The organism is Rathayibacter sp. PhB152, from assembly GCF_003751395.1.
Classification (GTDB): Bacteria; Actinomycetota; Actinomycetes; order Actinomycetales; family Microbacteriaceae; genus Rathayibacter; species Rathayibacter festucae.
Genome location: NZ_RJUT01000003.1, coordinates 648426 through 667767, shown reverse-complemented (window position 1 = coordinate 667767; position 19342 = coordinate 648426). Strand labels below are relative to the sequence as shown.

Sequence of the window (19342 nt, the reverse complement as noted above, 5' to 3'; positions counted from 1 at the left end):
CCGGATCGCATCCCCCACCGGATCCGCCAGCACCCGCCGCTGCACCGCCCGCGGACCCTCGAACGCCGACCCCACCTCCGCCGCCACCCGCGCCTCGAACGCTGCCGCCCGCTCCGCCGTCGACGGCCTGCGCGCCGTGACCGCGCAGGTGAGGCACGACTCCCCCGAGCCCGTCCCGGGTCGGTCCTCGGCTCCGGCGGAGGAAGCGGACCGGCTCCGCGACCCCTCCGGCGATGCGGGCGAGGAATCCAGCGGCTGCGGCGCCTCCCACGTCCCCTTCGCCGGCACGACATCGGTGCGCCCCCGCAGGTCGGACGCCTCCCAGTCGTCGAATCCGCGAGGGACGACGACGTCGAGCGTCGTGAGGTACTCCCCTCCGATGGTGAGGGTGCTCGGGTTGTACTCGGGGCGCGTCACGACGCCCCGCTCGCGCGCAAAGGTGACCTCGGTCGGCGGATGCAGCGCCATGCTCAACCGGGCCGCCGCGGTGCGGAGCCAGCCCTCGCGCTGCCCCGCTGGGGTGTCGGCGGCGACGGACCTGTCCGTCGCGTGATTCTGAGCTCGCAGGAACCACGGGTCCACGCTGATCGAGGGGAACTCCTCGGCCGTGAACACCGGCGCTTCCCCGTTCGGGCCCGGCGACGTCAGGACCGTCCGTGCCTCGGTCAGCCCGCGCGGCCCCCCGTGCGCGAACAGCTCGGTCAGCTTCTCCTGGATCTCGCCCTCACCGTCCGCGGGACCGGTCAGGGGCCACGTCGTCCACTCGGGCGTGACGACCCAGGCGTCTCCCGTCGGCTCGGCGCCGCCCGCCGCCGTGACCGCGTGCATGAGCTCGTGGTGCACGGCCGTCTCGGCGCTCAGCAGCCGACCCGCCCCGGACGCGGGGTCGAACCACATCGACCACGTCAAGTCCCCGTCCCCCCAGAGGTCCGGACTCAGGTTGACCATGCTGCCCACCCCCTCGATGTCCCGGCCGAAGCTCGTCGCCGTCGTGTCTCCGACCGCGCCGGACGAGCGCTCCGCGAACACGATCTGCACGTCGGACCTCACGGCTGCGGAGCCGTCCGTCCCCGCGACCGTCCAGACGTCCTTCGCGCCCGGGCCGACGAGGTGCGGGATCGCCTTGAGCTCCGCTGCGCCCGTCGGAGTCGCCCGGATCCGGTCGAGGACTCCCGAGACCCGATCCACCAGCGCCTGGAAGCGATCGTCCGTCAGCACCGATCCATCGGGGTCGAGTCCGTTCGCCCGCGACGACGGGATCGTGTTCGTGACCCCGATGCCCGGCGCGACGCGGACGACGCGATAGGCGAAGTGCGACTCCGGCTGGTGCAGGGTCAGGCCGTCGGCGCCCGGACTGCGGACGTCCACGTGGTGGGTCGGCGCGCTCGCACCGGGTGGAGGAGGCGGCGTCATCGCCTGCGCCGGCGGTGCCAGCAGCGCGGTCAGCAGTGTCAGGACGACGGCGACCGCCGTCGTTCTCGCTCGCTTCGTCCGACCCTCGACCCCTGCTCGTGCGCTCATCCCAGGGACGGTAGCGATCCCTGGGAGTCCACGGCGGGCCTGCTCGACGTCCTGGCGCGCGGCGCACGCACGGAAGGGCCCCCGGATCGCTCCGGAGGCCCTTCGACGGCGGACGTCAGCTCGAGACGGTCTCGCCGCGCGAGATCGAGATCATGTCCTCGCGCGGGACGACCTTCACGCGCACGCGGCCCTGCGGAGCGCCGAGCGCCTGCTCGTGCTCGTCGAGGCGGTGCCAGCCGTCGAGGTCGGTGTAGGCGACGCCGCGCTCCTCGAGCAGGGCGACGACCGCCGACTCCTCGGGGTGCGCCGGGGTCCACCAGGACGCCTGGTCGTTGAGCACGTGCCCGACGGTCTCCATCGCGTCCGACTTGGTGTGCCCGATCAGGCCGACCGGTCCGCGCTTGATCCAGCCGGTGGCGTAGACGCCGTGCACCGGCTCGTCGTTGTCGTCCAGCACCTGGCCCTCGCGGTTCGGGATGACGCCGCGCATCTCGTCGAAGGGCAGGCCGTCCAGCGGGGAACCGAAGTAGCCGACGGCGCGGTAGACGGCCTGGACCGCGATCTCGCGGATCTCGCCGGTGCCGCGGGTGCCGCCCTCGCCGTCGGGCTCGGTGCGCTCGTAGCGGATGGCCGAGACGCGGCCGGTGCCGTCGTCGACGAGCTCGAGCGGCTTGGCCCAGAAGTGCAGGTGCAGGCGGCGCGAGGCCGAGCCGACCTCGCGGGTGCGCCACTGGTTCAGCACCCGGTTGATCACCATGACCTGCTTGTTCGTCTCGATGGCGGCCTGCGAGGCGGCGTCGAGCACGAAGTCCTCGTCGGCGACGATCATGTCGACGTCGCGCAGCTCGCCGAGCTCGCGCAGCTCGAGGGGGGTGAACTTGACCTGCGCCGGTCCGCGGCGGCCGAAGACGTGCACGTCGGTGACGGGCGAGGCGGCGAGGCCCTCGTAGACGTTCGGCGGCACCTCCGTGGGCAGCAGGTCCTCGGCGTGCTTCGCGAGCATCCGCGAGACGTCGAGCGCGACGTTGCCGTTGCCGATCACGGCGACGGAGGAGGCCTCGAGCGGCCAGGTGCGCGGGACGTCGGGGTGGCCGTCGAACCAGCTGACGAAGTCGGCGGCGCCGTAGGAGCCCTCCAGTTCGACGCCGGGGACGTCGAGCGGGGCGTCGCGGATGGCGCCGGTCGAGAAGATCACGGCGTTGTAGTGGCGCTTGAGGTCCTCGAGCGTGATGTCGGTGCCGAAGTGCACGTTGCCGAAGATGCGGATGTCGCCGCGGTCGAGCACCTCGCGGAGCGCCGTGATGATGCCCTTGATCCGCGGGTGGTCGGGCGCGACGCCGTAGCGGACGAGTCCGTAGGGCGCCGGCAGGTGCTCGAACAGGTCGATCGAGACGTCGTACTTCTTCTCGGCCTTGATCATGAGGTCGGCGGCGTAGATGCCCGCGGGACCCGCGCCGACGATGGCCAGCCTGAGCTTGGTCATTGCATTCCTCCTGCCGGGGCGCCGAGGCGCGTCTCCGGACTCATTCCTGCGGCGCTCGAATGCGCGCCGCGACGATTCGGTCAGCCGTTGCGGTCGACGACCGTGTCGGCGAAGCGCGTGAGCGCCTTGCGGACCGGCCCGTCGGGCAGCGGGGCGAGGGCGTCGACGGCCTCATCGGCCCAGGCGTGGGCCTCGGCGAGGGTCTGCGCCGTCACGGGGTGGTCGCGCAGCTGCGCGATGGCGTCGGAGATGTCGGCGCTCTGCTCGTCGGTGTGCGCGATCGCGTCGTTCGTGCGGCTGACGTAGCTCTCGATCCGGGCGAGCAGCACGGCCGCCTCGCGGTCGGACGCGGCGCGCTCGCGCAGGCGCAGGATCGGCAGCGTCGAGACGCCCGCGCGGATGTCGGTGCCCGGGTTCTTGCCGGTCTCCTCCGGCTGCGGCGAGAGGTCGATCACGTCGTCGACGATCTGGAAGGCGACGCCGATCTTCTCGCCGAAGACGCGCACCGCCTCCTCGAAGGGCGCGGGCGCCTCGGAGAAGACGACACCGGTGCGGGCGGCGGCGGCGATCAGCGAGCCCGTCTTGTCTGCCAGGACGCCGAGGTAGTGCTCGACCGGGTCCTCGCCGGTGCCCGGGCCGACGGTCTCGTGCAGCTGCCCGAGGACGAGGCGCTCGAAGGTGTCGGTCTGCAGCCGGATCGCGCGCTCGCCGAGCTCGGTCATCAGCTGGTTCGCTCGGGCGAAGAGCAGGTCGCCGGTGAGGATCGCGACGTTGTTGCCCCAGACGGTCTGCGCCGACGGCACGCCGCGGCGCTTCTCCGCCTCGTCCATCACGTCGTCGTGGTAGAGCGAGCCGAGGTGGGTGATCTCGATGGCCTGCGCGGCGCTGAGCACCTCGGGGGTGTTGCCCCGGCCGAGCTGCGCGGTGAGCAGGGTGAGCATCGGCCGCACCCGCTTGCCGCCGGCCTCGAGCAGGTAGCGCGTCGAGACGTCGGCGACCGCGTCCGCGAAGGACAGCTGCTGGACCATGCCGGCCTCGACCCGCTCGAGCCCGTCGTCGATGGCACGCGCGAGGGCGCGGTCCGGCGCGGTCGAGAAGATGCGCTCGGAGAGGCCGAGCTGCGCCGTCAGAGACGGACTGCGGCGGGCGACGGGCGCACTGGCGTTCACACTCAAACCCTAACGTCTCGGCCCGGCGGGCCCCTGGGCGCGCATCAGGCCGCCGCGATCGGCTTGATCCCGCGGTGCAGGGCGACGATTCCGGCGGTGAGGTCGCGGTAGGCGACGCGCTCGAAGCCGGCCGCGCGGAGCCAGCCCGCGACGACCTTCTGCTCGGGCCAGGCGCGGATGGAGTCGCCGAGGTAGTCGTAGGCCGGGTCGTTGGAGGAGGCGAGGCCGACGATCACGGGCATGACCTTCGACAGGTAGAAGTCGTAGGCGGCGGCGAGGGGCTTCAGCGGCGGGGTCGAGAACTCGCAGATCACGACGCGGCCACCGGGCTTGACGACGCGGAAGAACTCGGCGAGCGCGGTCCGCGGCTCGGAGACGTTGCGCAGGCCGAAGGAGATGGTGACGGCGTCGAAGGAGTCGTCCTCGAAGGGGAGCTTCATCGCGTCGGCGAGGACGAACTCGATGAGCTCGTTCTCGGCGTGCCGGCGGCGGCCGACCGAGATCATCCCGCGGGAGAAGTCGGCGGCGACGACCTGTGCTCCGGAGCGCGCCAGCGAGGCGCTCGAGGTGCCGGTGCCTGCCGCGACGTCGAGGATCCGCTCGCCCGGCGCCGGGTTGACGGCGCGGGTCGTGGCGATCCGCCAGAGGTGGTCGTTGCCGACGGACAGGACGGTGTTCGTCAGGTCGTAGGCGGGCGCCACCGTGTCGAACATGGCAGCGACCTCGTCGGGCCGCTTGGTGAGGTCTGCCTTTGTCACGATCAACGAGTCTAGGGCGAGGAGCGGAGTGGCGGCTGTGCATCCACCGCCCTTGCACATCCGCTCAGGCGACCGGCGCCGGACCGGCGGAACCGCGCGAGGGGAGCGGGACGGAGCGGAGGTGCCGGGGCCGCCTTGCTCCGCCTAGCTGCGGCGACCCCGGACGAGGAAACCGTAGCAGCGGACCCCCGGGCGAGGGTGGTCCCGGCGCACAACGTCTCGCTTTCTGCGGCGGGCGTACTGTGGAGCAGTGACATCGACCGGGGCCGGAGCTCCTCCCCTCCATGCCGAGACGACTCCGCTCGACGGCCCGCACGAGCTGATCACCCGCGTCGATCCGCGGCAGCCGCTGCTCTGGCAGCGCGGCGGCGCAGGACTGGCCGGGCTCGGCGAGGCTCTGCGGCTGGAGTTCTCCGGCCCGGATCGCATCCGCGAGGCCTCCGCCGCGTGGCGCGAACTGTCGGCTGCGGCTGTCGTCGCGGATCCGCTCGGCGTCCCGGGCACGGGACTGGTGGCCTTCGGGGCCTTCGCCTTCTCCAGCCGGTCGAGCGCGACGAGCGTCCTGATCGTCCCCCGCGTGGTCATCGGCTCGCGGGGCGGACGGTCGTGGGTGACCCGCATCCGCACGGCCGACGAGACGACCGGCTCGACGGCGGTCCCCGCTCCGCTGCCCTTCGGCGACGAGTTCCGCCTCCCCCTCCTCCCCGGTGCGATGACGCCGGACGCGTATCGCGCCGCGGTCGCGTCGGCCGTCGGCTCGATCCGCTCGGGCGCCCTCGAGAAGGTCGTCCTCGCCCGCGACCTGCAGGGACGGCTCCCCCGGGACGCCGACCGCCGTCGGCTGCTCCGCGATCTCGCGAACGGCTACCCGGACTGCTGGACCTTCGCGGTCGACGGCTTCCTCGGCGCCAGTCCCGAGACGCTCGTCGGCGTGGACCACGGCGCGATCACCGCGCGCGTCCTCGCCGGCACCAGCGCGCGCGGCGGCGACGCGGAGGAGGACGCCGCGATCGTGCGCGCCCTCCTGGCGAGCCCGAAGGACCGCTCCGAGCACGCGTTCGCCATCGCCAGCCTGCTGCGCGAGCTGCGGCCGCACACCGGCGCGCTCACGACCACTCCGGAGCCCTTCGCTCTGAAGCTGCCGAATCTGTGGCACCTCGCGACCGATGTCCGCGGGACACTCGACGACGCCTCGACCGCGCTCGACCTCGTCGACGCCCTGCACCCGACCGCCGCCGTCGCCGGCACGCCGACCGACCGCGCGCTCGCCCTGCTGGAGGAGCTCGAGCCCTTCGACCGCGGCCGCTACGCCGGTCCGGTGGGCTGGATCGACGGCAACGGCGACGGCGAGTGGGCCGTGGGGCTGCGCAGCGCGCAGGTCTCCCCCGACGGCGAGGTCACCGCCTGGGCCGGTGCGGGCATCGTCGCGGACAGCGACCCCGCCACCGAGCTCGCGGAGACCGGCATGAAGTTCCGGCCGATCCTGGACGCCCTGAGCTGACGGCCGCGGACGCCCGGGCGGGAGATCAGCGCTCGAGCGCGATCTCGACGATGCCCGGGCCCTCGCCCGGCGAGGTGAGGGCCTGCTCCAGCTCGCCGCGAGTGGCGACGAGGCGGTGCGTCCAGCCGTAGGCCGTCGCCAGGGACGCGATGTCGACGGTCTGCGGCGTGAACTGCACGCGGTCGAAGGCGTCGGGAGCCGAGCTGGTGGCGACCTCGAGGCCGTCGAAGATGGTGCCGCCGCCGTCGTTCACCACGACGAGCTGCACGCGCGGGCGGCGCTCGCCCGGGGCGAGCAGCAGTCCGCCCGCCTCGTGCAGGAGCGTGAGGTCGCCGAGGACGACGCGGGTGGCGCCGCCCGAGCCCGCGTCGGCGGACTGCGAGGCGACGGCGATGCCGAGGGCGGTCGAGACCGTGCCGTCGATGCCGGCGAGCCCGCGATTGGAGTGCACGGTGATCCGCTTGCCGGGCAGCGAGCCGTCCGCGACGCGGATCAGGCGCGAGGCACCGAAGAGCAGGCGGTCGTGCGGCCAGGTGACGCGCCAGACCGCGGCGACGACGAACTCGCGGGTGAGCGGCGCGCGGATCGCGGTCAGGGCGTTCCGGGCGTAGCCGCGGCGGTCCTCGATCGACATCGAGCCGCCGTCGGGCGCCTCGGGGATCGCGTCCGGGTCGGCGTCGGCCAGGAGCGCGCGGCTCGCCGACACCCAGGAGCCGGCCCAGGCGCGCTCCGACCGCTCGGGCCGCGGCGAGTCCTCGGGACGGACGACGGTGAGGGCACGGACGCTGCGCGCACGGCGACCCGGGTTGTAGAACTCGCGGCGACCGCGGTCCACGACGATCACCTCGACGTCCTCGCGGCGCAGCAGCTCCGGGACCTCGCGGGACAGCGTCGGGTGGCCGAGGACGATCGCCCGGCGGACGCGGCCGCCGAACTCGGGCTCGGCGAGGAGCCGTCGCCAGGCGACGACGAGCTGCGGACCGAAGCGAGCCCCGGAGGAGACCTCGGCGAGCAGCGGCCAGTCGCCGGCACGGGCGAGAGCCTCGGCCTCGGCCCCGGCCTTGTCGCCGGCGATGACGACGGTGAGGGGCTCGAGCGGGCCGGCGGCGATCGTCTCCGGGGCGAGTGCGGCCTCGTCCGGGGCCGGTGCGGCGGATCCGTGCTCGGGCCCCTCGAAGGCTGGCAGGCGCGAGGACAGCGGGTCGCGGAAGGCCAGGTTGAGGTGCACGGGGCCGCCCGAGCGGGATGCCGCGGCGTGCGCGCGGTCGGCGAGGCCGCGGGCCGACTCCACCGGCGTCTGCGCGTCGGGGGCCGCGACGTCCTCGAAGAGGCGGACGGCGCGGCCGAACAGCTCGACCTGGTCGGTGGTCTGGTTGGAGCGGATGCCGCGCAGCTCGCCGGGGCGGTCGGCCGTGAGCACGATCATCGGCACGTCGGACGCGTCGGCCTCGAGCACGGCGGGGTGCAGGTTGGCGGTCGCGGTGCCGGAGGTCGTGATCAGGACGGCGGGCGAACCGGTCTCGAGTGCGAGGCCGAGGGCGAGGAAGCCGGCGGAGCGCTCGTCGATCCGGACGTGCAGCCGGATGCTGCCGCGGGTCTCGAGCTCGGCCGCGACGAGCGCGAGCGCCTGGGAGCGGGAGCCGGGCGAGACGACGACGTCGCGGACGCCGAGCGCGACGAAGCGGGTGAGGAGGTCGACCGCGAAACGGGTGGAGGGGGCGACCGCAGCCGCGTCAGGCATCCCGACGGCCGGTGCCGTCCGACTCGCCGGAGTCGTCGAGATCGGCGAGGTCGCGCTCGAGCTGGGCGATGCGCTCGGCCTGCTCACGCTCCTTCTCCGGATCGCGCTCGCGGCGGAGAGTGCCGAGGAAGTCGGGGTCGTCGTCCGGGGCCGTGAAACGGCGACCCTCGGAGCGCTGCTTGCGAGGGCGGCCGATCCAGAACCAGAGGCCCGCGCCGATGATCGGCAGCAGGAGGACCACGAGGACCCACGACCACTTCGGGATCGCGCGCACCGAGTGGCGATTGCTCAGGGCGACGTCGATCACGGTGTAGACCGTGAAGACGGCGAGGGCCACGAGCAGGCCGATGAACAGGCGGATCATGGTGTCCAGTGTACGTCCGGGGTCCTCGAAGGAACCGGGCGCACGGATGCTGGACAGGGAGCTCCCGGGGTGCTCACGGACGCGCATGCGGGGGCCGACGTACACTTGCCCGGTGAAACTGAGCCGCGCGGTCGTCGTCTACTCGCTCCTGCGTCTGGCCATGTTCGCCGGCGTCTTCGTGCTGGTGTACCTGCCGGCGCGCTCCTTCGTCGACTCCGAGCTGACGGCGGCGGTGACGGCCGGCTTCGTCGCCGCCATCGCGAGCATGTCGCTCTCCTACATCGTGCTGCGCAAGCCCCGCGAGCGGATCGCCGAGGCCATCTACGAGCGCCGCAAGGACGTCCCCCGCACGCCCACCGACGACGACATCGAGGACGCCGCGGTCGACGCGGCCCGCGACGGCCGCCCGGGCGCCTGACCCCGCCGCGAGATCGGCCTGCTCACCCCGCCTCTCGGTGACGGTGGGTCTCGATACGCCCCTCCGGGGCTGCTCGACCCGCATGAAGAGGCGCCTCCGCACCGATCGAGCCATGCTGATCGCGTAGTGCGGGCAGCGCGCGCCCTTTGCTGATCGAGTAGCGCGCACAGCGCGCGTATCGAGATCCACCGTCGCAGGCACGGTCGTCTGCAGACTCAGCGTGCCGACGGCGGGCGGGTCTCGATACGCCCCTGCGGCGCTACTCGACCAGCATGAGGCGCGCGGGACGCGCACCACGTGGTCAGAACGCGAGGGCTGCGCCGAGGATCGCGGCGTAGGCGAGGCCGCTCAGGCTGGTCAGCTGCAGGGCGAGGATGAGCTCCTTGGCCGTGCGGGCCGTCAGGGTGATCAGGATGGCCGGCAGGACCGCCAGCAGGACGAAGAGCGTCAGCCAGGCGAGCGGGTAGAACAGCGCCAGCACGACCGCGATCCCGAACGGCACCAGCACGAAGGCGCTGTACATCGCCCGCGCGATGGTCGGGCCGACGACGACCGCGAGGGTCCGCTTGCCGGAGAGGCGGTCCGTCGGGATGTCGCGGATGTTGTTGACCATCAGCACGGCGCAGGCGAACAGGCCCGCGGCGACGGCGCCGAGCCAGGACTCCTGGTTCGCGCGGCCGATCTGCACGAACGTCGTGCCGACGGTGGCGACGAGTCCGAAGAACACGAAGACGAAGAGCTCGCCGAGGCCGAGGTAGCCGTAGGGGCGCCGGCCGCCGGTGTAGAACCAGGCGGCGGCGATCGCGGCGGCGCCGATGATCAGGAACCACCAGAAGCCGGACAGGAAGGTCAGCACGAGGCCCGCGACTCCCGCGATGCCGAAGAAGACCAGCGCGACGGTGAGCACGGCGCGGGGCTTCGCGGCGCCGGAGCCGGTGAGCCGCGAGGGGCCGACGCGGTTCGCGTCCGTGCCGCGGATGCCGTCGGAGTAGTCGTTGGCGTAGTTGACGCCGATCTGCAGGGCGAGCGAGACGACGAGGCAGAGCAGGGCGCGCACCCAGTGCCAGCCCTCGTCCGTGACCTGCGTCGCTCCGGTGCCGATCAGGACGGGGGCGATCGCGAGCGGGAGGGTCCGCAGCCGGGCTCCGGCGATCCACTCGCGCGGGCCGGCGGGCTGCACGACGACGCGGCGGGGGTCCCCGCCGGGGCGACCGCTCCGGGGCTTCGCCGACGGCTTCTTCTTGCGACTCGAACTCGACACGGAGGGAATCCTACCGAGTGGTCCCTGCCCGTCCCGGGCCGTCGGCCGCCGGGCGACGCGTCGTTCTCCGCCCCCGTCCGGGCCTGTCCTCAGACCGCTCCCTCCGCCGCGAGGCTCTCGAGGGTGCGGCGGTCGGGCTTCCCCGAGGCGAGCAGCGGGATCTCCGCGAGGGCCAGGACCGCCGCCGGGCCGGCCGCACGGCCGAGCCGCTCGACCACCTCGGAGCGCACCCGCGCCAGGTCGGCGTCCGGCGCGGTCGTCGCGACGACCGGCACCTCGCCCCACTGCGCGTCCGAGCGGCGCACCACGACCGCGTCGGGCAGGAGCCCGTCGCGCAGCACTCGCTCGACCGCGTCCAGCGAGACCTTCTCCCCGCCCGAGACGATCACCCGGTCGAGGCGGCCGGTGACGCTCAGGCGGCCGTCCTCGACGACGCCGGCGTCGCCGGTGCGGTACCAGCGCTCGCCGTCGAGCGAGACGAAGGCGGTGGCGCTGCGCTCCGCGTCGAGGCCGCCGTCCGCGTCGAGGTAGCCCTCCGCGAGGGTCGGGCCGCCGAGCAGGACCTGGCCGTCGACGACGCGCATCCGCACGTCGCGCAGCGGGACGCCGTCGTAGACGCAGCCGCCGGCGGTCTCGCTCGAGCCGTAGGTGAGCCGGATCCGCACGCCGAGCGCGGCGGCCCGGTCGCGCAGCGTCTGCGGAGTCGACTGGCCGCCGATCAGCAGCGCGTCGAAGGAGGCGAGGACCGCGGCCTCGGCGGGCACGCTCTCCGCGAGGTCGAGCAGCCGGGCGAGCTGCACCGGGACGAGCGACGAGTAGCGCCGCTCCCCCGCGGGCATCGTCCGGGCGAGGGCGAGGAAGGCGGCGGCGTCGAAGCCGCCGGCCGGCAGCACGACCGGGTCGGCGTCGGCGGTCAGCGAGCGGACCAGCACCTGCACGCCGGCGACGTAGTGCGTCGGCAGGCAGAGCAGCCAGCGACCGGGACCGCCGAGCTCGGCGAGGGTGGCGGAGGCGCTGGTCAGCAGCGCAGATGTGGCGAGCGCGACGCGCTTGGGCGGGCCGGACGAGCCGGAGGTCTCGACGACCACGGCGACGCGCTGCGGGACGGACGCGTCCGCCTCCGGGTCCGACTCCGCTCCCGGAGCCGCGATCCGCACCGCGGGACCGCTGCCGTCGAGCGCCGCGCGCAGGGCGATGAGCACCTTCTCCGGCGCCGGATCGACGGAGGCGAGCGGGCGGGTCATCGCCGCGCCGCCCCGGATCGCGTCGGCCTGGTCCCGGCCGCCATCGTCAGAACTGCCACGGGAACGGCGACCAGTCGGGCGCGCGCTTCTCGAGGAAGGAGTCGCGCCCCTCGACGGCCTCGTCCGTGCCGTAGGCGAGGCGGGTGGTCTCGCCGGCGAAGAGCTGCTGGCCGACGAGGCCGTCGTCGACCGCGTTGAAGGCGTACTTCAGCATCCGGATCGCGGTGGGCGACTTGGTCAGGATCGTCTCGGCCCACTCGAGGGCGGTCGCCTCGAGCTCGGCGTGCGGGACGACCGCGTTCACGGCACCCATCTCGTAGGCGCGCTGCGCGGAGTACTCGCGGGCGAGGAAGAACACCTCGCGGGCGTTCTTCTGGCCGATCTGACGGGCGAAGTAGGCGGAGCCGTAGCCGGCGTCGAACGAGCCGACGTCGGCGTCGGTCTGCTTGAAGCGGCCGTGCTCCTCGGAGGCGATCGTCAGGTCGCAGACCACGTGCAGCGAGTGCCCGCCGCCGGCCGCCCAGCCGGGGACGGCGGCGATGACGACCTTGGGCATGAAGCGGATCAGCCGCTGGACCTCGAGGATGTGCAGGCGGCCGTTGCGCGCCGAGTCGATCCCCTCGGCGGTCTCGCCGTCCGAGTAGCGGTAGCCGTCGCGGCCGCGGATGCGCTGGTCGCCGCCCGAGCAGAACGCCCAACCGCCGTCGCGCGGGCTGGGGCCGTTGCCGGTGAGGATGACGACGCCGATGCGCGGGTTCGTCCGCGCGTCCTCGAGGGCGCGGAACAGCTCGTCGACGGTGCGCGGGCGGAAGGCGTTGCGCACCTCCGGCCGGTCGAACGCGACCCGGGCGATGCGGCCCGACCGGTCGTGGTGGTAGGTGATGTCCTCGAGACCGTCGAACCCGTCGACCGGCGCCCAGCGGCGCGCGTCGAACAGCTCGGAAACCTGCGTGCTCATGGCCTCGACCCTACTGTCGGGGGCTGGGGGCGGGATCGAGCCGGTTGCGCGCATGCCGGTCGAGTAGCCCGCAGGGCGTATCGAGACCGACGGCACCAGCACTGCGGACGACGGGGATCTCGATACGCCCGCTCCGCGGGCTACTCGATCAGCATGAAGAGAGGCCCGCTGCGCGGGCTACTCGATCAGCATGAAGTGCACCCGCTAGGCGGGCTGCTCGATCAGCATGAGGTGCGCCCGCTGCGCGGGCTGCTCGATCGGCAGAGAGCGCGCCCGCTCCGCGGGCTCCTCCGTCGGTGCGGACCCCGGGGACGCGAAGAGGGACCCCGCGCAGGCGGGGTCCCTCGACGGGTGGTGCGGTGGTGCTACTTCGCGGCGGAGGTGGTGCGGTTCTCGGCCGACACCATCCAGGCGTACTGCTCGAGGCTCTGGATGATCGCGTGCAGGAGGTCGGCGCTCGTCGGGTCCTCGTCGTCGACCTGGTCGTGGACCTCGCGCATGGTGGCGGCGGTGTTCTCGAGGCGGACGGTGATGAGGTCGACGGTCTCGGCGGTGTCGATCTCGCCGTGCGGGTACTCCGGGAGCGTCGTGGTCGCCGCGACGGTGTCGCTGCGGCCGTCCGGGATGCCGTGCAGCGCGCGCATGCGCTCGGCGATGTCGTCGCTGAACTCGCGCGCGGCCTCGATGATCTCGTCGAGCTGGAGGTGGAGGTCGCGGAAGTTCTTGCCGACGACGTTCCAGTGCGCCTGCTTGCCCTGGACGTGCAGCTCGATCAGGTCGACGAGGACGATCTGGAGGCTGTCGAGCAGCTCCTTGGAGGCCTTGAAGCCCTTCTCGGCGTTCTGGCGGCGGCTGGTCTTCGCTCCGGAGCCCGCGGGGGCTTCGACGTGGCGTTCGAGGGTGGTGGTCATGGACCGTTCCTTTCTCTGACAGTGCCGGGATGCGGAAAACCCGACTTCGATTGTGACTCTTTCGGCTGGACGTCGCCCGGACGCGCGGGGTGCGCGACCTGGACGGCGCCGGGACTGCGGGGCCGGGTGCCCGGGGCTAGATCGTCGCGACCGAGCCCGAGTCGACGCGGTAGTTCGAGCCGTTGACGAAGGAGGCGCGCTCCGAGCAGAGGAACGCGATGACCGCGGCGACCTCCTCGGGACGGCCCCGTCGCTTCAGCTCCAGGTAGGGCCGCTCCTCGTCGAGGAAGGACGAGATGGCCTCCTCCTTCGAGGTGCCGTTCTCGTCGGCGCGCTTGTCCATCATCGCGTCGGTCATCGGCGTGTGGATGAAGGCCGGCGACACGGCGTTCACGAGCAGGCCCTCGAGGGCGTAGGAGCGGGAGAGGCCCTTGGCGAGCGCCAGCACGCCGGCCTTCGCCGCGCAGTAGGGCAGCTCGTCGTCGTAGGGCTGCACCGCGTCCTCGGAGGCGGTGAGCACGAGGCGGCCCCAGCCGCCGGAGCGCAGGTCGGGCAGGAATTCGCGGACGAGCCGGACGGGGCCGAGCAGGTCGGTCTCGAGCGTGCTGGTCCAGCCCTCGTCGTCGATCTCGTGGAAGAGGCCCTGGGCGCCGGTGACGCCCGCGCACTGCACGAGGATGTCGATCTCGCCGACGGCCTCGGCCGTGCGCTCGTGCAGGGCGGCGAGCTCGGAGACGCTGGTGACGTCGGCGGCGAAGGCGTGCAGCGTCCCGTCCGCGGCGCCGAGGCGGGCGGCCGCCTCGTCGAGCTTCCCCTGGTCCTTGTCGCTCAGGACGACGGTGACGCCCTCCGCGAGCAGGAGCTGGGCGGTGTGCCAGCCGATGCCGGAGTCGCCGCCGGTGACGAGGGCGGTGCGCCCGGAGATGCCGAGGTCCATCTGGTCTTCCTTCCTGCCGCTCCCGGGCACGCCGCGCAGGACGGTCCGGGGTGATGAGTCCGGTCTACGCGCCGCGGCGGGAGCCCCTCAACCGGGTTGCGCGAACCCGTCGCCGGGTCTAGCGGTGCGCCGCGCCGATCGCCGGGGGCCCGGAGGATGCCGTCAGCGCTCGCCGACCTTCTCCGGCGCCAGCTCCTCGATCGTGATCGCGGCGTTGATCAGCGCGAGGTGGCTGAGGCCCTGCGGCAGGTTGCCCCAGAAGGCGAGGTCGTCGACCGCCACCATCTCGGACATGATGCCGACGTCGTTCGGCACCGTCTCGACCAGCTCGTCCATCAGGGCGATCGCCTCGTCGTGCCGGCCGACGCAGGCGAGCGCACCGGCGAGCCAGAACGAGCAGGCGACGAACGGGTGCTCCTCGGCCTCCATGCCGGAGTAGCGGAACAGCAGAGCGCCGCGGCCCAGCTCCTTCACCAGCGCGTCGATGGTCGAGACCATCCGCTCGCCGCGCTCGTAGCCGCTCGGTGCGTGCAGCAGGACGGAGGCGTCCAGCTCCTCGGTGCCCGGGTACATCACGTAGGAGCCGAGCTCCTCGGACCAGCAGTTCTCCTCGATCCAGTCGCGGATGCGGTCGCGCTCGAAGCGCCAGCGGTCGGGGCTGCCCGCCACCTGGCCGAGCTCGGCGAGGTGCACGGCGGCGTCGAGCGCCTGCCAGCAGCCCATCTTCGAGGAGGTGTAGTGCTGCTCCTCCTCGAGCTCCCACATGCCGGCGTCGCGGTTGCGCCAGAGGTCGCAGGTGGTGTCGGCGACGCGGGCGAGCAGCCGTCCGGTCTCGATGTCGAGGACGTTCCCCTCGTCGACGTAGATGCGGCAGATGTCGAAGAGGTCGCCGAAGACGCCGAGCTGGAGCTGGCTCTGCGCGCCGTTGCCGGCGAGGACCGGGCCGATGCCCGCGTAGCCGGGGACGTCGTACTCGGTCTGCTCGGTCGGCAGCGAGCCGTCGAGGCCGTAGAAGATGTGCAGATCCGGTCCGTGCTCCTTGATCGTGCGCAGGAGCCAGGAGAGCGCCGCGTGCGTCTCCTCGCGCAGGCCGAACCGCACCAGCGCGTGTGCCGTGTACGCGGCGTCGCGCACCCAGGCGAAGCGGTAGTCCCAGTTCTTGCCGCCGTTGGGCGACTCCGGGAGCGAGGTGGTGGCGGCTGCCGCGATCGCGCCGGTGGGCGAGTAGATCAGCAGCTTCAGCGCGAGCGCGCTGCGCTGCACCGCTCCGGCCCAGGGCCCGTCGTAGGAGAACTCGTCGGACCAGGACTGCCAGCTGGCGAGCGTGCGGTCGATCCCCCGGTCGACGTTCACCGCGACCGGGAAGTGCAGGGGCTCGTCGTGCGTCGCCGAGACGACCAGGACGTGCCGCTCGCCGCCCGCGGTCGCGACGAAGCCGCCCGCCAGCTCGTCGCCCGCGCCGGAGGGCGCCGACTCGTCGACCGGTCCGTGGTCCTTCCCGGTGACGCCGATGGTGATGTCGCCGGCCCGGATCAGCGAGCGGCCGTCCGCGTTCTGGATCCACGGGGAGAAGGTGCCGAGGCCGGTTCCGGGACGGACGACCCAGCGCATCCGGACTTCGCCGTCGGTGCACTCGACCCGGCGCGCCAGCTCGGCCCACGGCAGGCGCCCGGCGATGCCCGTCACCAGCGCGTCGGTCACCGTCACGGTGCCGGACTCGGTGGTGAAGGTGGTCTCGAGCACGTTCGTGTCGCCCAGGTAGCGGCGGGTCGTCTCCGCGGGCTCCTCCGGGGCGAGCTCGATGCAGCCGCCGGTCTTGGCGTCGATCAGCGCGGCGAAGGCGGGGGTCGAGCCGAGGTCGGGGACGGGCAGCCAGTCGACGCTCCCGTCGCTCGCGATCAGCGCGACGGTGCGACCGTCGCCGATCGCCGCGTAGTCGCGCAGGGGTCTGGTCGCTCGGGGTTGGGCCATGCCCTCACGCTAGGCGGCACGCGGGTCGTCGGCTCGGGCTTGCGAGGTCACCCGGTTGCCGGTACCGGAGGCTCAGGTGGCGGCGACTCCGCCGTAGGCCTGCATCCGCTCGGTGAACTCGGCGCGGTCGCCCTCCTCGAGGATCGCGTTGGCGTAGCCGGCGAGGAACGCGCCGCTGTCCGGCGGCGTCAGCCCGACGTCGTCGAGCATCCGCTCGACCTCTCCGGTGCTGTCCGCACCGAGATCGACGAGGCCGATCTCGATCGCGGGCACGTCCTCCACCGTGGAGTAGGCGGTGACGACCCAGAGCGCGGCGCCCGCCTCCTCGTCGCTCAGGTCGCCCTCGTACTCGTAGCCGACCTCCGACCACTCCGCCGGGGTGTCGGCGACGTCGACGGCGTCGAAGCCGAGCGGCGCGACCGCGGCGGTGAACACGTCGACGACCGCCTGCTTGGCGGCGTCGGAGCCGAGGTCGGCGTCGGCGTAGCTCGTGGCCGAGATGTAGTCGTAGAGGAGCGACGGGCCGCCGTAGCCGTTCTCCGAGCGCTCGTAGTACTCGTCGTCGGCCGAGGTCCAGCCGTCGAGGACGGTCGACTCGATCGCCGCGACGGCCGCCTCGGACTGCGCGATCGCGGCCTCGGCCGAGGGCTGCGCGAGCACGAAGGCGGCGTCGCCGTCCTGGTAGCCCGGGTAGTCGTAGAGCGGGTCCGTCGGGTCGCCGGCGTCCGGGCCCTCGGTCGCCTCGCCGAACGGCTCGTCGGTGAAGCCGGGCGCCGCGGTCGGCAGGGCGTCGGCGGTCGCGTCGATCGCCGTGCCGATGCCGAGAGCGAGCAGCGTGCCGAGCACGCCGGTGTAGACGACGCCGACGACGATGCTCGCGCCCAGGGCGATCCAGCCGCCGGTGCCGAGTGGCCGGGGTGCCCCCGGGACTCCGGGCGGCACCGCGGGCGACGGGCTCATCGGGGGCGGGCTCACGGGTACCTGGCTCATCGCATCCCTCCGGGGTCGAGCGTCGTGGACGCCAGTCTCGCACGGGGGCGGGCACCGGTCGGCGGCGAGGACGGACTGCCCGCGGTCTTCGACGACGCGGGATGAGCGCCGCCCGTCCCGGCCCGCTCCCCCGGCGGAGGATGATGGCGGGATGGACGATGTCGTGCCCGCTCCCCTCCCCGCCGCTCTGCCCGCCCTCGAGGAGGTCGACGCCGGACTGCGCGTCGTCGCGCTGCCGCTGCGCACGCGCTTCCGCGGGGTCGACCACCGCGAGATCGCCCTGGTCCGCGGGCCGGAGGGCTGGACCGAGTTCTCGCCGTTCCTCGAGTACGGTCCCGCGGAGTCGGCCGCCTGGCTGCGCGCCGCCCTCGACTACGGCTGGAGCGAGCAGCCCGCGCCGCTGCGCGACCGCATCCCGGTGAATGCGACCGTACCGGCAGTGGACGCCGGCGACGTCGCCGCCGTCCTCGCCGGCTACCACGGCTGCCGCACTGCCAAGGTGAAGGTCGCGGAGCGCGGGCAGACCCTGGCCGACGACGTCGCACGGGTCGCCGAGGTGCGCCGGGTGCTCGGACCTGAGGGCCGCATCCGCGTGGACGCGAACGGCGGCTGGAACGTCGACGAGGCGGAGCACGCCGTGCACGCTCTCGCCTCCGCCGACCTCGAGTACGTCGAGCAGCCGTGCGCGAGCGTCGACGAGCTCGCCGATCTGCGCCGCCGGGTGAAGTGGATGGGCATCCCCGTCGCCGCCGACGAGAGCGTGCGCAAGGCCGCGGATCCGCTCGCCGTCGCGCGCGCCGGTGCCGCCGACCTGCTCGTGGTCAAGGCCCAGCCGCTCGGCGGGGTGCGGCGGGCGCTTCAGATCGTCGCCGAGGCGGGGCTGCCCGCGGTGGTCTCCAGCGCTCTCGACAGCTCGGTCGGGCTGGCGATGGGAGCGGCGCTCGCCGCGGCGCTGCCCGAGCTGCCCTACGACTGCGGGCTCGGCACGGCCTCGCTGCTCGCCGCCGACGTGACCGAGCGGCCGCTGCGGCCCGTCGACGGCGCGATCCCGGTCGAGCGGGTCGAGGTGTCGGAGGCGCTGCTGCTGCGCCACGCGGTCGCGCCGGAGCGGCTGGCCTGGTGGCGCGACCGCCTCCGCGAGACGTGGGCGCTGCTCTGAGCCTCTGCGACTAAGCGCTCCGGCCCGCCTTCGCTCAGGCGGGCGGCGCGAGCACCGAGATGATCGCGGAGTCGTCCGCCGCCGCGAGTCCCTGCGCCGCGCCGAGCAGGAAGAGCTGCTCGGCCGCCGCGGCGACCGGAGTGGCGAGACCCGCGCCGCGCGCGGCCGTGGTGACGATGCCGAGGTCCTTGACGAAGATGTCGAGGCGGCTCAGCACCTCGGCCCCGCCCTCGTCGCCGGCCTGCAGCATCCGCGGCCCGCGGTTGCCGAGCATGAACGAGCCGGCGGCACCGGCGGAGAGCGTCTCGAGCGTGGCCGCCGGGTCGAGGCCGAGCTTCGCGGCCAGCGCGAGGGCCTCCGCCCCGGCGGCGATGTGCACGCCGCAGAGCAGCTGGTTGACGGTCTTGAAGGCCTGGCCGTCGCCCGGGCGGTCGCCGATGACGCTGAGGGTCGAGGCGAGCAGGTCGAGCACGGGGCGCGCCTGCTCGCGGGCGGCGGGGGTCGCTCCGACCACGATCAGCAGGTCGCCCTCCCCCGCGCGCACCGGTCCGCCGCTGAGCGGGGCGTCGACCAGGTCGACCCCGTGCTCGGCGAGCGCCGCCGCCACCTCGGTCACCTCGGTGATGCCGACCGTGCTGGTCATGATCACGACGGAGCCGGCGCGCAGCGCGGTCGCGATCCCCTCGGAGTCGGCGCCGCCGAAGAGCACCTCACGCAGCTGGGCACCGTTGCGGACGGCGAGCAGCGTCGCGTCGGCGCCGGCCACCGCCTCGCGGGCCGAGCCGAACGGCGTGATGCCGGCCTCCCGGGCCAGCGCGAGGCGCGGCTCGGCGATGTCGAAGCCGTGCACGGTCAGCGAGCCGGCCAGACGGGTGGCCATCGGCAGGCCCATCGCGCCGAGGCCGAGGACGGCGACGGTGTAGTCCGAGGCGGGGGTGGTGTCGGGCGTGGTCACG

17 protein-coding genes are annotated in these 19342 nt (G+C 73.5%); 3 read left to right on the top strand and 14 right to left on the bottom strand.

Going from position 1 to position 19342, the window contains the following annotated elements; genetic code table 11:
• The 4 genes from EDF36_RS21265 to ubiE form a co-directional block, all read right to left on the bottom strand.
• The coding region (locus tag EDF36_RS21265) for a hypothetical protein (protein WP_185020432.1) at nt 1-1521 on the bottom strand (1521 nt) is incomplete at its 3' end.
• Nucleotides 1522-1636: 115 nt separating this feature from the next.
• Nucleotides 1637-3004: an FAD-dependent oxidoreductase gene (locus EDF36_RS09935; protein WP_123732849.1), complete on the bottom strand. Its 1368-nt coding sequence runs from the start codon at nt 3002-3004 to the stop codon at nt 1637-1639.
• 80 nt (nt 3005-3084) lie between these two features.
• A complete protein-coding gene (locus EDF36_RS09930; RefSeq protein ID WP_123705337.1) occupies nt 3085-4173 on the bottom strand; it encodes a polyprenyl synthetase family protein in 1089 nt (362 codons plus the stop codon).
• 44 nt (nt 4174-4217) lie between these two features.
• Nucleotides 4218-4931 (bottom strand): bifunctional demethylmenaquinone methyltransferase/2-methoxy-6-polyprenyl-1,4-benzoquinol methylase UbiE, encoded by a 714-nt coding sequence (gene ubiE / locus EDF36_RS09925; RefSeq protein ID WP_260300654.1) that lies wholly within the window; start codon nt 4929-4931, stop codon nt 4218-4220.
• A 250-nt stretch (nt 4932-5181) separates the two neighbouring features.
• On the opposite strand from ubiE, the gene EDF36_RS09920 reads away from it, so the two are divergent.
• Nucleotides 5182-6432, top strand: coding sequence for an isochorismate synthase MenF (locus EDF36_RS09920; RefSeq protein ID WP_123732847.1), 1251 nt, complete (start codon nt 5182-5184; stop codon nt 6430-6432).
• A gap of 25 nt (nt 6433-6457) precedes the next feature.
• Here the strand turns inward: EDF36_RS09920 and menD are convergent, their stop codons facing one another.
• Both menD and EDF36_RS09910 read right to left on the bottom strand, forming a co-directional pair.
• Nucleotides 6458-8173: a 2-succinyl-5-enolpyruvyl-6-hydroxy-3-cyclohexene-1-carboxylic-acid synthase gene (gene menD, locus EDF36_RS09915; protein WP_123732846.1), complete on the bottom strand. Its 1716-nt coding sequence runs from the start codon at nt 8171-8173 to the stop codon at nt 6458-6460.
• Nucleotides 8166-8537 carry a PLD nuclease N-terminal domain-containing protein gene (locus EDF36_RS09910; RefSeq protein WP_123447864.1) on the bottom strand — a complete coding sequence of 124 codons (372 nt, stop codon included), beginning with the start codon at nt 8535-8537 and terminating at the stop codon, nt 8166-8168. Before EDF36_RS09910 ends, menD begins: the two co-directional genes overlap by 8 nt.
• Before the next feature lie 112 nt (nt 8538-8649).
• On the opposite strand from EDF36_RS09910, the gene EDF36_RS09905 reads away from it, so the two are divergent.
• Nucleotides 8650-8955: a DUF4229 domain-containing protein gene (locus EDF36_RS09905; protein WP_159422135.1), complete on the top strand. Its 306-nt coding sequence runs from the start codon at nt 8650-8652 to the stop codon at nt 8953-8955.
• A gap of 301 nt (nt 8956-9256) precedes the next feature.
• Here the strand turns inward: EDF36_RS09905 and EDF36_RS09900 are convergent, their stop codons facing one another.
• The 7 genes from EDF36_RS09900 to EDF36_RS09870 all read right to left on the bottom strand — a co-directional run bounded on the left by EDF36_RS09900 (nt 9257) and on the right by EDF36_RS09870 (nt 17212).
• Complete coding sequence (locus EDF36_RS09900) at nt 9257-10216, bottom strand: 1,4-dihydroxy-2-naphthoate polyprenyltransferase (RefSeq protein ID WP_372487876.1); 960 nt, start codon at nt 10214-10216, stop codon at nt 9257-9259.
• Nucleotides 10217-10305: 89 nt separating this feature from the next.
• Complete coding sequence (locus EDF36_RS09895; RefSeq protein WP_123732844.1) at nt 10306-11460, bottom strand: AMP-binding protein; 1155 nt, start codon at nt 11458-11460, stop codon at nt 10306-10308.
• 46 nt (nt 11461-11506) lie between these two features.
• Nucleotides 11507-12418, bottom strand: a complete 912-nt coding sequence (locus EDF36_RS09890) for a 1,4-dihydroxy-2-naphthoyl-CoA synthase (protein ID WP_123447867.1) — start codon at nt 12416-12418, stop codon at nt 11507-11509.
• Nucleotides 12419-12783: 365 nt separating this feature from the next.
• Entirely contained in the window at nt 12784-13329 is a 546-nt protein-coding gene (locus EDF36_RS09885) for a Dps family protein (RefSeq protein ID WP_123732843.1), read from the bottom strand.
• A gap of 136 nt (nt 13330-13465) precedes the next feature.
• Complete coding sequence (locus EDF36_RS09880; RefSeq protein ID WP_123446595.1) at nt 13466-14266, bottom strand: SDR family NAD(P)-dependent oxidoreductase; 801 nt, start codon at nt 14264-14266, stop codon at nt 13466-13468.
• A 162-nt stretch (nt 14267-14428) separates the two neighbouring features.
• Nucleotides 14429-16237, bottom strand: coding sequence for a glycoside hydrolase family 15 protein (locus EDF36_RS09875; RefSeq protein WP_123732842.1), 1809 nt, complete (start codon nt 16235-16237; stop codon nt 14429-14431).
• A 72-nt stretch (nt 16238-16309) separates the two neighbouring features.
• A complete protein-coding gene (locus tag EDF36_RS09870) occupies nt 16310-17212 on the bottom strand; it encodes a hypothetical protein (RefSeq protein WP_148060013.1) in 903 nt (300 codons plus the stop codon).
• A gap of 166 nt (nt 17213-17378) precedes the next feature.
• Between EDF36_RS09870 and EDF36_RS09865 the strand changes: the two genes are divergently transcribed.
• The gene (locus EDF36_RS09865; RefSeq protein WP_123732840.1) at nt 17379-18386 is read left to right on the top strand and encodes an o-succinylbenzoate synthase; all 1008 of its coding nucleotides are present in this window, start codon (nt 17379-17381) and stop codon (nt 18384-18386) included.
• 34 nt (nt 18387-18420) lie between these two features.
• Here EDF36_RS09865 and EDF36_RS09860 read toward each other — a convergent pair whose 3' ends face one another.
• Complete coding sequence (locus EDF36_RS09860; protein ID WP_260300653.1) at nt 18421-19341, bottom strand: NAD(P)-dependent oxidoreductase; 921 nt, start codon at nt 19339-19341, stop codon at nt 18421-18423.
• Nucleotide 19342 lies beyond the last annotated feature (1 nt).

What these genes read in the sequence shown, in the direction of transcription:
- EDF36_RS09935 (WP_123732849.1), bottom strand. Translation starts at nt 3,004, where the DNA reads ATGACCAAGCTCAGGCTGGCCATCGTCGGCGCGGGTCCCGCGGGCATC.
- menD (WP_123732846.1), bottom strand. Translation starts at nt 8,173, where the DNA reads ATGCCTGACGCGGCTGCGGTCGCCCCCTCCACCCGTTTCGCGGTCGAC.
- EDF36_RS09910 (WP_123447864.1), bottom strand. Translation starts at nt 8,537, where the DNA reads ATGATCCGCCTGTTCATCGGCCTGCTCGTGGCCCTCGCCGTCTTCACG.
- EDF36_RS09895 (WP_123732844.1), bottom strand. Translation starts at nt 11,460, where the DNA reads ATGACCCGCCCGCTCGCCTCCGTCGATCCGGCGCCGGAGAAGGTGCTC.
- EDF36_RS09890 (WP_123447867.1), bottom strand. Translation starts at nt 12,418, where the DNA reads ATGAGCACGCAGGTTTCCGAGCTGTTCGACGCGCGCCGCTGGGCGCCG.
- EDF36_RS09885 (WP_123732843.1), bottom strand. Translation starts at nt 13,329, where the DNA reads ATGACCACCACCCTCGAACGCCACGTCGAAGCCCCCGCGGGCTCCGGA.
- EDF36_RS09880 (WP_123446595.1), bottom strand. Translation starts at nt 14,266, where the DNA reads ATGGACCTCGGCATCTCCGGGCGCACCGCCCTCGTCACCGGCGGCGAC.
- EDF36_RS09875 (WP_123732842.1), bottom strand. Translation starts at nt 16,237, where the DNA reads ATGGCCCAACCCCGAGCGACCAGACCCCTGCGCGACTACGCGGCGATC.
- EDF36_RS09865 (WP_123732840.1), top strand. Translation starts at nt 17,379, where the DNA reads ATGGACGATGTCGTGCCCGCTCCCCTCCCCGCCGCTCTGCCCGCCCTC.